Below are 12,674 nucleotides of genomic sequence, written 5' to 3' on the forward strand. Positions count from 1 at the left end.
GTGCCATTGACGCCGGTACTGAGCAGCTATTGGGACGATCCAGAGTCCTGGACACTGGAAACCTATGAGCGCCATGGCGGTTACGTCGGTCTGCGGCGCGCATTCGAGATGGCGCCCGACGACATCATTGCGCTCGTCAAGGATGCTGGTCTACGCGGGCGAGGTGGGGCCGGCTTCCCCACTGGCATGAAGTGGAGCTTCATCCCGCAAGGCGACGGCAAGCCGCACTATCTTGTCGTCAACGCCGACGAGTCCGAGCCCGGCACGTGCAAGGATATGCCGCTACTACTCGCAACCCCTCAAGTGCTGCTGGAGGGAATCATCATCGCGGCGTACGCAATCCGCGCACACCGCGCCTACATCTATCTGCGCGGCGAAGTGGTTCCGGTCCTGAGGCGGGTGCATGCTGCCGTCGCCGACGCCTACGCTGCCGGCTACCTCGGTGCAGACATCATGGGGAGTGGGTTCGATCTGGACGTCGTTGTCCATGCGGGCGCCGGCGCATACATCTGTGGAGAAGAGACGGCGCAGCTCGATTCTCTCGAAGGCCGTCGGGGACAACCCCGCCTGCGTCCACCTTTTCCGGCTGTTGCCGGTCTCTATGCGTGCCCGACAGTGGTGAACAACGTCGAATCGATAGCCAGCGTGCCGGCCATCCTCAGGAACGGCGTCGACTGGTTTCGCTCGATGGGCAGCGAGAAATCTCCCGGTTTCACGCTCTACTCATTGTCCGGCCACGTCACAACACCCGGCCAGTACGAAGCACCACTAGGGATCACGCTGCGTGAACTCCTCGGGTACGCAGGCGGCGTTCGGGCGGGGCACTCGCTGAAATTCTGGACGCCCGGTGGCTCGTCAACGCCAATTTTCACCGACGAGCATCTCGATGTTCCGTTGGACTACGAGGGTGTCGGCGCCGCGGGGTCGATGCTCGGAACGAAGGCGCTTCAGATCTTCGACGACACCACGTGCGTCGTCCGCGCGGTCCGCCGTTGGACGGAGTTCTACGCTCACGAGTCGTGCGGCAAATGCACACCCTGTCGCGAGGGGACATACTGGCTGGTCCAGATCTACGAGCGGCTCGAAACCGGCCGCGGCACGGAAGCCGATCTCGATACCCTTCTCGATATTGCGGACAGCATTCTCGGCAAGTCCTTCTGCGCACTCGGCGACGGCGCCGTCAGCCCGATCACTTCGTCGCTGAAGCACTTTCGTGACGAGTACGTCGCGCATATCGGCGCGCCGTGCCCGTTCGACCCACATCGTTCCACCCTGATGGCGGGAGAACTCACCTCATGAACGGCGAAATCGAGACTGTCACCGTCACCATCGACGGAGCCGAAGTCCAGGTACCGTCAGGCACTCTCGTGATCAGAGCTGCCGAGATGAGCGGCATTCAGATCCCCAGGTTCTGCGATCACCCGTTGCTGGAGCCTGTTGGCGCGTGCCGCCAGTGCCTCGTCGAAGTCGAGGGTCAGCGAAAGCCAGTGGCATCGTGCACGACCACGGTGGCCGCCGGAATGGTGATTCACACCCAGGTCAGTTCACCCGCGGCGGCGAAAGCTCAGGAAGGGGTGATGGAACTCCTTCTGATCAATCACCCCCTCGACTGTCCGATCTGTGACAAGGGCGGCGAGTGCCCGCTCCAGAACCAGGCGATGTCCTCCGGTCGGTCGGAATCGCGGTTCACCGACGTCAAGCGCACCTATCCCAAGCCGATACCTCTGTCCTCGGAAGTTCTTCTGGACCGAGAGAGATGTGTGCTGTGCGCCAGATGTACCCGTTTTTCACAGCAGATAGCAGGTGACCCGTTCATCGAACTTATCGAACGCGGGGCGCTGCAACAGGTCGGCATCTACGAGAACGAACCGTTCGAGTCGTACTTCTCCGGCAACACGGTCCAGATTTGCCCCGTTGGCGCGCTCACTGGCGCTGCCTACCGATTCCGCGCGCGACCGTACGATCTGGTGTCGACACCGAGCGCCTGCGAGCACTGTGCAAGCGGATGCGCGCAACGGACCGACCACCGCCGCGGCAAGGTTCTACGCCGCCTGGCGGGAGACGATCCGGCAGTCAATGAAGAGTGGAACTGCGATAAAGGACGGTGGGCATTCACCTATGCCACCGAACGTGATCGCCTTACTGGGCCTCTCGTTCGCGGATCCGACGGCGTACTCGCACCGGCCTCGTGGTCCGAAGCGATGGCGGCTGCCGCGGCAGGACTATCCGCGGCAGGTCGCGACGTCGGTGTACTCGTCGGCGGCCGATCGACACTAGAGGATGCGTACGCGTACTCGAAGTTCGCCCGAGTCACGCTCGGCACCAACAACATCGACTTCCGGGCCCGAGCACACAGCGACGAGGAGACCGCATTCCTTGCGGCGCACGTCGCCGGTCGTGAAATGGACGTCACCTACCAACGCCTGGAGCAGGCACCCATTGTGCTCCTCGTCGGCTTCGAGCCCGAGGAAGAATCCCCCATTGTCTTCCTTCGACTCCGCAAGGCCGTGCGTATCAACAATCAGAAGGTTCATGCCATCGCGCCGTTCGCCTCTCCCGGAGTCACCAAGCTCGGCGCCACGTTGATTCAGTGCCTTCCCACAGGCGAGGCTGCCGTTCTTGACCAACTGGACAACATGGGTCCCGGCACGATTGTCCTCATCGGTGAGCGGCTGGCCGAAACACCGGGTGGCCTCTCTGCGGTGGCGCAATTCGCGGCCAGGACAGAGGCGACCGTTGCGTGGATCCCTCGCCGCGCGGGCGATCGTGGCGCACTCGACATGGGCGTACTGCCGAATCTCCTACCGGGTGGCCGTCCGGTAGGAGACAAGTCGGCTCGGACCGAATTGGCGCAGCACTGGGAAGTGTCCGAACTTCCCGACAAAACCGGCCTGTGCACATCCGCGATCCTCGAGGCCGCGCGGTCGGGCTCGGCCCTGGTTATCGGCGGTGTGGAACTTGCGGACCTGCCTGATCCGGCAGGTGCCGCCGCAGCCATCGACGTTGCGTCTTTCGTCGTCAGTCTCGAAATCAGACAGAGCAGCGTCACGGACCGCGCAGACGTCGTGTTTCCTGTTGCCCCCGTCGCAGAAAAAGCGGGCACGTTCGTGGACTGGGAAGGCAGGCCCAGATCGTTCGACTCGGCGATTTCCAGCGCACGTTCGCTGTCCGACGGCCGTGTGCTGCATGCACTTGCTGCCGAAATGGACTTCCCCATCGATCTGCCCGACGTTGCGACCGCCAGGAGCGAGATCGCTGCACTCTCGGTATGGTCGGGCAGCCGCATTGACTTCGTATCCCGGCAGCACGGTGCGATACCCACTCCCGCAGCCGGTGAGGCTCTCCTTTCGACCTGGCGCATGCTGCTGGATTCAGGACGCATGCAGGACGGTGAGCCGCACCTCGCGGGAACATCGCGTACTCCCGTGGCTCGGTTGTCGGCATCGACAGCTCACGAAATCGGCGCGGTCCAAGGCGACTGGGTGACGGTGAGTTCAGACGAGGGGAAGCTCACCCTGCCCCTGGCCATCACCCCTTTACCGGATCGTGTGGTGTGGCTTCCGCTTCGCTCACCCGGTTCGGAAGTGAACGCAGCTCTGGGCGTCGGCAACGGGAGCCTCGTTCGGATCTCGATTACCGTCGGAGCAGAGTCGTGATCGCCGGATTCGGCACCGATCCCTGGTGGCTGGTGGTCGGCAAAGCCGTTGCCGTCTTCGTCTTTCTCATCCTGACACCCCTCATCGCCATCCTCGCGGAGCGCAAAGTGATGGCTCGTATGCAGATGCGCGTCGGACCCAACCGGGTAGGGCCGGGCGGAATGCTGCAAAGCCTCGCGGACGGTGTCAAGTTGGCGCTCAAGGAAGGCATCGTCCCGAAGGGAGTCGACAAACCGATCTATCTTCTTGCGCCGGTGATCGCTGCAGTGCCTGCGTTCATGGCATTCGCGGTTATCCCCTTCGGCCCGGAAGTCTCCATCTTCGGAACCCGAACACCGTTGCAGTTGACCGATTTCCCGGTGGGGGTGCTGTACATTTTGGCAGTCACCTCCGTCGGTGTGTACGGAATCGTGCTGGCTGGTTGGGCGTCGGGATCGACGTATCCGCTTCTCGGCGGCCTTCGCTCCACTGCCCAGGTCATTTCTTACGAAATCGCGATGGGATTGTCGTTCACTGCCGTCTTCCTTTACGCCGGAACCATGTCGACGTCGGGAATTGTTGCTGCACAGTCGAATACCTGGTACATCTTCTTACTCTTTCCATCGTTTCTGATTTATGTCACGTCGATGGTCGGTGAAACCAACCGAGCACCGTTCGATCTGCCCGAGGCCGAGGGCGAATTGGTCGGCGGTTTCCACACCGAATATTCGTCGCTGAATTTCGCGATGTTCATGCTCGCCGAATACGTCAACATGGTGACGGTGTCCGCTTTGGCGACCACATTGTTCATGGGAGGGTGGCATGCTCCGTTCCCGCTCAGCCTGTGGGACGGTGCGAACTCCGGCTGGTGGCCGGTCCTGTGGTTCACCTTCAAGGTGTGGGGATTCCTGTTCGTCTTCATCTGGTTACGAGCAACTCTCCCCCGCCTGCGGTACGACCAGTTCATGAATTTGGGATGGAAAGTACTCATCCCGGTGTCACTGGTGTGGATCGTGCTGGTCGCCGCCGTTCGAGCACTTCGACTCGAAGGCTACGGTTCGTTCGCCTTCGCGCTTGTCGTGGTCAGTGTGCTTGTGGCCGTTCTCGTAGCGGCGCTGCTGTGGCGACGCAGCCACCGAAGGGCAGAACTACCCGGACGCCCGACCGAGTCGCGCCCGCACGTCGATCCCCCTCCATCCGATCCGCTGCCCTCCGATCCGCTGCCATTCGATCCTATGGCCGGTGGATTCCCGGTTCCTCCCCTGCCAGGTCAGATCCTCCCCGGACCGACCCCTCCAGGACAGACCCCTCCAAAATCCGTGAAGGAGCGCAGCGATGCCTGAATTTCTCGGCCCGATAGCAGGGTTCGGTGTCACGTTCGCCACCATGTTCAAGAAGCCGGGAACCGAGTTCTACCCCGAGAACAAGGTTCCTACAGCTGAGCGCTATCACGGTCGCCACCAACTCAATCGGTACGCCGACGGCCTGGAGAAATGCATCGGCTGCGAGCTGTGCGCGTGGGCATGCCCAGCCGACGCGATTTACGTCGAGGGCGCGGACAACACCGAAGAGGAGCGGTTCTCACCGGGCGAGCGATACGGCCAGGTGTACCAGATCAACTACCTACGGTGCATCGGGTGCGGACTCTGCATCGAAGCATGCCCGACGCGTGCACTCACCATGACCAACGAATACGAACTCGCCGACGACAACCGCGCCGATCTGATCTACGAGAAGGACCGACTGCTCGCACCGATGGAACCGGGCATGGAAGCGGCGCCGCACCCTATGGCCGAGAACACCACTGCGGCAGATTACTACCGAGGAACGGTGCAGTGACCACCTCCACCGCCGAGGCCGTACAGTTCTGGCTTCTCGGCGGGCTGTCGGTGATCGGCGCGATCGCGATGGTGTGCGCGACGAAGGCCGTCTACTCGGCGTTGTTCCTCGCGGTCACGATGATCATCTTCGCGGTCTTCTATATCGCTCAAGGAGCGGTCTTTCTCGGAGTCGTCCAGGTAGTGGTCTATACGGGCGCGGTGATGATGCTGTTCCTGTTCGTGCTGATGCTGGTGGGTGTGGACTCTGCCGACTCACTTACCGAGACCTTGAAGGGTCAGCGACCGGCTGCGGTGATCGCCGGCGTCGGCTTCGGGCTCGTCGTCATCGGCGCGATCGGCAACGCATCCGTCGAGTCCGGGCGGCCGGAATTCGTCGGACTCGACGCAGCCAATGCAGCAGGAAACGTCGAGGGGCTCGCCGAACTGATCTTTATCCGGTACCTGTGGGCGTTCGAGCTGACCGGGGCGCTACTCATCATCGCCACCATCGGCGCCATGATCCTGGCGCACCGCGAGCGCTTCGAGGAACGAAAAGGTCAACGGGCATTGTCCGAGCAGCGCTTCAGGGACGGCACACACGTCACTCCGATGCCCAGCCCTGGTGTCTATGCCAGGCACAATGCCGTCGACTGGCCTGCACGACTACCCGACGGCTCACCATCGGAGCTGTCGGTCAACCCCATGCACCGCGGCCACCGGGACGGTCAGAGATGAATCCCGAGAACTACCTCTACCTGTCGGTTCTGCTCTTCTCGATCGGCGCTGCCGGAGTTCTCCTTCGCCGCAACGCGATCGTGGTGTTCATGTGCATCGAACTGATGCTCAATGCCGCGAATCTTGCTTTCGTCACGTTCGCCAGAATGCACGGAAACCTCGATGGCCAGGTGTTCGCATTCTTCACCATGGTGGTCGCGGCCGCCGAAGTCGTTGTGGGACTGGCCATCATCATGACGATTTTCCGCACTCGCCGCTCGGCCTCGGTCGACGACGCCAACCTGCTGAAGAATTGACATGGACGCCATCTGGATTCTTCCCGCACTGCCGCTCCTCGGCGCTGTCGTACTTCTCCTACTCGGCAGGAGAAGTGATCGATGGGGCCATCTCCTCGGCACTGCCACGGCTGCGTTGTCGTTCGCTTTCGCGGTAGCTCTGTTCGTCGGGATGCTCGGGCGATCCGTCGACGAGCGAGCAGTGTCGGACACACTGTTTCGCTGGGTTCCGGTCGCAGAACTTCAGGTGGACTTCGGATTTCGACTGGACCAGCTGTCGATGTGCTTCGTCCTACTGATCACCGGCGTCGGAACGTTGATTCATCTCTACGCGGTCGGGTACATGGCCGAGGATCCTGATCGCCGGAAGTTCTTCGGGTACCTCAACCTGTTCCTCGCTGCGATGCTGCTACTGGTCACAGCCGACAATTTCCTCGGACTCTACGTCGGCTGGGAAGGTGTCGGGCTCGCCTCGTACCTGCTCATCGGGTTCTGGCAGCACAAACCGTCGGCCGCGACCGCGGCGAAGAAGGCGTTCGTCGTCAATCGTGTCGGTGACATCGGGCTCATGGTCGCGCTCATGATCATGTTCTCCTCTTTTCGCAGCGTCTCTTTTGCCGACGTGTTCGCAGGCACCGAGACTGCGACCAACGGCACGCTGACCGCACTCGGATTCGTATTACTGCTTGCGGCCTGTGGAAAATCGGCGCAGGTGCCGCTTCAGTCCTGGCTCGGTGACGCCATGGAGGGCCCGACCCCTGTGTCGGCGTTGATCCATGCCGCGACCATGGTCACCGCCGGTGTCTACTTGATCGTCCGATCCGGTCCGATCTTCGAATCCGCTCCGGCAGCCCAGACTGCGGTGGTCGTCGTCGGCGCCGTCACTCTCCTGTTCGGTGCGATCATTGGTTGCGCCAAAGACGACATCAAGAAGGCCCTGGCAGCGTCGACGATGAGCCAGATCGGCTATATGTTTCTCGCCGCAGGCCTGGGTCCCGCCGGGTACACGTTCGCGATCATGCTGCTTCTCGCACACGGATTCTTCAAGGCAGGGTTGTTCCTCGGTGCAGGCTCGGTGATGCACGGAATGAACGACGAGGTCGACATGCGAAAGTACGGAGCGCTGCGCACCGTTATGCCGATCACCTTCGTCACGTTCGGACTCGGTTACCTTGCGATCATCGGAGTTCCGCCGTTCTCCGGATTTTTCGCGAAAGACAAGATTATCGAGGTGGCATTCGCCGCGGGGGGCGTTCAGGGAGCGATCCTCGGGGCGGTGACGTTGATCGGTGCAGGCCTTACCGCGTTCTACATGACCCGAGTGATGCTGATGACGTTCTTCGGCAAGGCCCGGTGGGAGCCAGATGTGCACCCCCACGAATCCCCGTCGATCATGACTGCACCCATGATCGTTCTCGCTGTTGGATCGGTGGCGGCTGGAGCGCTGTTCACCGTCGGTGGATCGTTGACCCACTGGCTCGAACCCGTGGTCGGCGAGGCTGAGGACGCGCACGCGATTCCGGCCTGGGTCGTCACACCCCTTGCACTCACCGTGGTGGCGGTCGGAGTTGCGGTCGCCTGTCGCCGATATGCCACCAAGCCCATCCCGGCAGCCGCGCCGGTGCCGGTATCCGCTCTCACTGCTGCTGCCCGGCGCGATCTCTACGGCGACGCTGTGAACGAAGCTCTTCTGATGAGGCCGGGTGCACAGCTCACCCAGGCGGCGGAGCGATTCGACGACGTCGCCATCGCCGGGGCGACCCGGGCGGTCGCGGGCAGTGTGGCCATCCTGTCGACTCGAATCAGGAACGTCCAGACCGGCTACGTCCGGTCGTACGCGCTGACCATGCTCGCCGGCACCGCGGTTCTCGTTGCAATGATGGTGGCGGTGATGGTGTGGTGAACTCGTTTCCCTGGTTGACGACGTTGTGGCTTGTCCCCCTGGTGGGCGCCGTGGTGGCAGTCGTGATGCCACGGGCTCGTCCGACTGCCGCCAAGGCGGCGGCGCTCGCAGCGTCGCTACTCACACTCGCCGTGGCGGTGGCACTCGTCGTGCAGTTCGAGCCCGGCGGCGATTCCTTTCAGTTCGTCGAATCCCACTGGTGGATAGAGTCGTTCGGCGCCAGATACGAACTGGGGGTCGACGGCATCGCACTCGTCCTCGTCCTGCTCACCGCGGTGCTTCTTCCGCTACTGCTCATTGCGGGGTGGAACGATCCTCGGCTCGGCGAGTCCGCGCATGTCTACGTTGCCTCGATGCTGCTGGTCGAGTCGATGGTGCTGATGTCCTTCTGCGCGTTGGACATTCTTCTGTTCTATGTCTTCTTCGAGGCAATGCTGATCCCGATGTACTTCCTCATCGGTGGATTCGGCGGACCGGCACGAGCAGCGGCGGCGGTGAAGTTTCTGCTGTACAACCTCGTCGGCGGTCTGGTGATGCTCGCCGCGGTGATCGGACTGTACGTCGCCACCGCCCAGTCGAACGTATTCGACTCCGGTACCTTCGGTTTCCGTGAGATAGCCGCCGCCGCCACTGCAGGCGACCTCGGGGTGAGCCCAGGAATACTCAACGCGCTGTTTCTGGGTTTCATGTTCGCCTTCGCGGTCAAGGCGCCGTTGTGGCCGTTCCATTCCTGGCTACCTGACGCCGCAGTCGAATCGACGCCCGCAACGGCAGTGCTGATGATGGCCGTCGTGGACAAGGTCGGTACGTTTGGAATGCTTCGATATTGTCTGCAGCTGTTCCCCGAGGCGTCGAAGTATTTCGCACCGGTGATCATCACTCTCGCGGTCATCGGCATTCTCTACGGTGCAGTGCTGGCGATCGCGCAGACCGACGTCATGAGGTTGATCGCATACACCTCGATCTCGCATTTCGGTTTCATCATCCTGGGGATCTTCGCGATGACAAGCCAGGGTCAGGCAGGTTCGACTCTCTACATGGTCAATCACGGAATCTCGACCGCCGCTCTGTTCCTTGTGGCCGGATTCCTGGTCTCCCGCCGCGGCACCCGTGTCATTTCGCACTACGGCGGGGTGCAGAAGGTTGCGCCGGTTCTGGCAGGCACCTTCTTGATCGCCGGCCTCGCAACACTGTCGCTACCGGGTCTCGCACCTTTCATCAGTGAATTCTTGGTCCTCATAGGAACATTCGCGAAGTATCACGTTGCCGCCGTCGTTGCCTCGATCGCGTTGGTGCTCTCGGCCGTCTACATCCTGTGGCTCTACCAGCGGGTGATGACGGGCCCGAGCCGCACCGAGAACGAGGGGATGAAAGATTTGGTCCCCCGCGAGCTCGTGGTGATGGTGCCGTTGATCGCGCTGTTGATCCTTCTGGGTGTCTATCCCAAACCTCTGCTGGACATCGTCTCGCCTGCGGTGGAGACGACGATCACGGCCGTGGAATCGACCGGAACCGGAGGTCAGTGATGAACGACGGGATCCTTACCCCACCGGGCATCGAATATTCGCAGCTGTCACCGATGTTGGTCGTGTTCGCCGTCGCTGTGGCGGGAGTTCTGGTAGAAGCGTTCGCACCACCCGCGATGCGTTTTCGGGCTCAGCTGACATTGGCGCTCGGTGGGTCCGTCGCGGCGCTCGGATCGGTGATAGCACTCGCTGTGTCCACCACGGGCACCGTCGGTACCAGAGCCGTCATGGGCGCGGTCGCAATCGACAAGCCCACACTTTTCCTGCAGGGGACTCTGGCACTCGTCGCGATTCCCTCCCTGTTGATGGTCGGTGAACGCTCTCTCGACCGCGAAAAAGCCGATTCTTTTGCCCCACAAGCATCCACCGTTCCAGGTTCTCTGGCCGAACAGCAGGCCACCCAGGCCGGATCCGCGCAGACCGAAGTGTTTCCACTGACCATGTTCGCGCTCGGCGGGCTCCTGCTCTTCCCGGCGTCGAACGATCTTCTGACGATGTTCGTTGCACTCGAGGTTTTCTCGCTTCCACTGTATGTGCTGTGCGGTCTGGCTCGGCGACGCCGACTGCTGTCGCAGGAAGCATCGATGAAGTACTTCCTGCTGGGAGCATTCTCCTCGGCGTTCTTCTTGTTCGGAACGGCAATGTTGTATGGCTACTCGGGAACGCTGGAACTGGGAGCCATCGGTGATGCGATCGCGATCGGTGACGGCAACGACGCACTGGCTGTGCTCGGAACCGCACTCGTCGGTGTAGGCCTGCTCTTCAAAATCGGCGCCGTTCCCTTCCATTCCTGGATCCCCGACGTCTACCAGGGTGCGCCGACACCGGTCACTGCTTTCATGGCGGCAGCCACCAAGATCGCGGCGTTCGGTGCGATGCTGCGATTGTTCTATGTCGCGCTACCCGATCTGCGTGACGACTGGCGTCCTGCTCTCTGGGCAGTAGCGATCGCGACGATGTTGATCGGTGCGATCCTGGCCGTCACTCAGACCGACATCAAACGGATGCTGGCGTACTCGTCGATCACCCATGCCGGTTTCATTCTGACCGGAGTCATAGCACTGGACGGCAACGGACTGTCCGCGACGTTGTTCTACCTCTTCGTGTACGGCCTCGGCACGGTGTCGGCATTCGCGATCGTCACCGTCGTCCGCGACGCGAACGGCGAAGTCACCGATATATCGCGGTGGGCCGGAATTGGGCGAACATCACCGGCGATCGCAGTGATGTTCGCACTGCTGCTTCTCTCGTTCGCCGGAATTCCGTTGACGAGTGGGTTCATCGGAAAGTTCGCGGTGTTCCAGGCGGCTGCCGGATCCGGCGCCACTCCCCTGGTGATCGTCGGGGTATCGAGCAGCGCAGTCGCCGCCATCTTCTATGTCCGGGTGATCGTGCTGATGTTCTTCGCGGACCAAGCAAGCACTGGTGGCGACGCCGGGATTCCCACCGTCATCGCGCCGGGTTTCGCAACGTGGTCGGCCATCGGCGTCGGCGTCGTCGCGACCATTGTTTTCGGATTGTTCCCCCAGCCGCTGCTGAACCTGGCAGAGAGTGCTGCAGTCTTTCTGCGCTGACCGGACCGAGTGACGACGAAGATCAGTGTGAGGTCGCCCGACCCGGTGAAGACGGAGTCATGCTTCACCGAATCGATCCGAGCTGACGGTAGTTCCCGCGCGGATCCAGGGCCGCTAAGCTCTTTTCGATGCCGGACACACCAGATAGACCGACACACCGCTGGCGCACCGCAGCAGGCATCCTCGCCTTCCTGTGTTTCGCCGCGAGCGCACTCGGAATGTTCGCCTACTTTTCGCACACACAGAATCAGTACGTCGTGGCCCTGGCGTCCTTTGCACCGATTCTGCTCACGTCTTCGCTGGTCGGAGCAGTTGCGGCGGCGCTGGGACGTCGGTGGATCCTGCTGGCGGCATCGGTTACCGCGGCCGCAGTCGGAGTCGCACTTTTCGGACCGCTGTACGTGTCGGATACCCGCGCCGAGTCGTCCACAGCCACCTCTACGGCAGAATCATCACCGCGGACTCTCCGCGTGATGCAGTCCAACTTGATGCTCGGACTCGCCGACCCGAACGAAGTCGTCCGACTGGCCGACGCCAACGCTGTGGACGTGTTGACAGTTCAGGAGCTCACGCACGACGCCGAGAGGGCACTCGACGCCTCGGGAATCGCACAGCTACTTCCGTATCACTTCACCGAACCCACCGTGGGCGGCGGTGGCGGCGCAGGAATCTACAGCCGGTTCCCCCTGTCCGCAGAACAGCAGTTGCCGGAATTCGTCCTGTCGAACCTTGTCGTCGATCTCGACGTGGGCGCACGGGACCCGGTCCGCCTCTACACGGTGCATCCGGTACCGCCGTACCCGACTCCAGCGACACTGTGGGCTTCGGAGATGGAGTTGCTACGACACGACCTGTCGAGGTCATCGGAAACAGCGAACGTCGTCGTCAGCGGCGACTTCAACTCCACTCGCTCACACAGCCGCTTCCGGGACATCCTGAGCGATGGGTTCGTCGACGCAGCCGATACCTCGGGGAGTGGATTGCTCGCGACGTATCCGACCGACAAGCCGTATCCGGCCGTGGTCGGGATCGACCATGTACTCACCCGCGGAGCGACCGCGACGGCGCTGCGGCGCGTGACGATTCCCGGCTCCGATCATCACGGTCTCATAGCCGACCTCGAGCTGAAATCGTAGCGTCGGTCCCCGATGGATCAGCGGTGATGATCTGATCGAACAGTGTTCTGATCGCACGGCCCGCCATACC

At 62.1% G+C, this 12,674-nt stretch carries 10 protein-coding genes; all 10 read left to right on the forward strand.

What is annotated here, in order from left to right; all coding sequences use genetic code 11:
* The 10 genes from nuoF to QMK17_RS00630 all read left to right on the forward strand — a co-directional run bounded on the left by nuoF (nt 1) and on the right by QMK17_RS00630 (nt 12,604).
* Nucleotides 1–1,299 (forward strand): NADH-quinone oxidoreductase subunit NuoF, encoded by a 1,299-nt coding sequence (gene nuoF, locus QMK17_RS00585; protein ID WP_283506401.1) that lies wholly within the window; start codon nt 1–3, stop codon nt 1,297–1,299.
* Nucleotides 1,296–3,656, forward strand: a complete 2,361-nt coding sequence (locus QMK17_RS00590; protein ID WP_283506402.1) for an NADH-quinone oxidoreductase subunit G — start codon at nt 1,296–1,298, stop codon at nt 3,654–3,656. The genes nuoF and QMK17_RS00590 overlap by 4 nt, the downstream gene beginning before the upstream one ends.
* Complete coding sequence (gene nuoH, locus QMK17_RS00595; RefSeq protein WP_283506403.1) at nt 3,653–4,978, forward strand: NADH-quinone oxidoreductase subunit NuoH; 1,326 nt, start codon at nt 3,653–3,655, stop codon at nt 4,976–4,978. Before QMK17_RS00590 ends, nuoH begins: the two co-directional genes overlap by 4 nt.
* Nucleotides 4,971–5,474 carry an NADH-quinone oxidoreductase subunit NuoI gene (gene nuoI, locus QMK17_RS00600; RefSeq protein ID WP_283506404.1) on the forward strand — a complete coding sequence of 168 codons (504 nt, stop codon included), beginning with the start codon at nt 4,971–4,973 and terminating at the stop codon, nt 5,472–5,474. Before nuoH ends, nuoI begins: the two co-directional genes overlap by 8 nt.
* Nucleotides 5,471–6,190 carry an NADH-quinone oxidoreductase subunit J gene (locus tag QMK17_RS00605; protein WP_283506405.1) on the forward strand — a complete coding sequence of 240 codons (720 nt, stop codon included), beginning with the start codon at nt 5,471–5,473 and terminating at the stop codon, nt 6,188–6,190. The genes nuoI and QMK17_RS00605 overlap by 4 nt, the downstream gene beginning before the upstream one ends.
* On the forward strand, nt 6,187–6,486 hold the full coding sequence (gene nuoK / locus QMK17_RS00610) for an NADH-quinone oxidoreductase subunit NuoK (protein ID WP_283506406.1): 300 nt from the start codon (nt 6,187–6,189) through the stop codon (nt 6,484–6,486). The genes QMK17_RS00605 and nuoK overlap by 4 nt, the downstream gene beginning before the upstream one ends.
* 1 nt (nt 6,487) lies before the next feature.
* Nucleotides 6,488–8,368: an NADH-quinone oxidoreductase subunit L gene (gene nuoL / locus QMK17_RS00615; protein ID WP_283506407.1), complete on the forward strand. Its 1,881-nt coding sequence runs from the start codon at nt 6,488–6,490 to the stop codon at nt 8,366–8,368.
* Nucleotides 8,362–9,894 carry an NADH-quinone oxidoreductase subunit M gene (locus tag QMK17_RS00620; RefSeq protein WP_283506408.1) on the forward strand — a complete coding sequence of 511 codons (1,533 nt, stop codon included), beginning with the start codon at nt 8,362–8,364 and terminating at the stop codon, nt 9,892–9,894. Before nuoL ends, QMK17_RS00620 begins: the two co-directional genes overlap by 7 nt.
* Nucleotides 9,894–11,468 carry an NADH-quinone oxidoreductase subunit NuoN gene (gene nuoN, locus QMK17_RS00625; protein WP_283506409.1) on the forward strand — a complete coding sequence of 525 codons (1,575 nt, stop codon included), beginning with the start codon at nt 9,894–9,896 and terminating at the stop codon, nt 11,466–11,468. The genes QMK17_RS00620 and nuoN overlap by 1 nt, the downstream gene beginning before the upstream one ends.
* 128 nt (nt 11,469–11,596) lie before the next feature.
* The gene (locus QMK17_RS00630; protein WP_283506410.1) at nt 11,597–12,604 is read left to right on the forward strand and encodes an endonuclease/exonuclease/phosphatase family protein; all 1,008 of its coding nucleotides are present in this window, start codon (nt 11,597–11,599) and stop codon (nt 12,602–12,604) included.
* Nucleotides 12,605–12,674: the final 70 nt, after the last annotated feature.

Source organism: Rhodococcus sp. G-MC3, from assembly GCF_030063335.1.
In the GTDB taxonomy this organism is placed as follows: domain Bacteria; phylum Actinomycetota; class Actinomycetes; order Mycobacteriales; family Mycobacteriaceae; genus Rhodococcoides.

Excerpts from the sequence above, each read along its gene's own strand:
- QMK17_RS00590 (WP_283506402.1), top strand. The coding sequence starts at position 1,296 with ATGAACGGCGAAATCGAGACTGTCACCGTCACCATCGACGGAGCCGAA.
- nuoI (WP_283506404.1), top strand. The coding sequence starts at position 4,971 with ATGCCTGAATTTCTCGGCCCGATAGCAGGGTTCGGTGTCACGTTCGCC.
- nuoK (WP_283506406.1), top strand. The coding sequence starts at position 6,187 with ATGAATCCCGAGAACTACCTCTACCTGTCGGTTCTGCTCTTCTCGATC.
- nuoL (WP_283506407.1), top strand. The coding sequence starts at position 6,488 with ATGGACGCCATCTGGATTCTTCCCGCACTGCCGCTCCTCGGCGCTGTC.
- nuoN (WP_283506409.1), top strand. The coding sequence starts at position 9,894 with ATGAACGACGGGATCCTTACCCCACCGGGCATCGAATATTCGCAGCTG.
- QMK17_RS00630 (WP_283506410.1), top strand. The coding sequence starts at position 11,597 with ATGCCGGACACACCAGATAGACCGACACACCGCTGGCGCACCGCAGCA.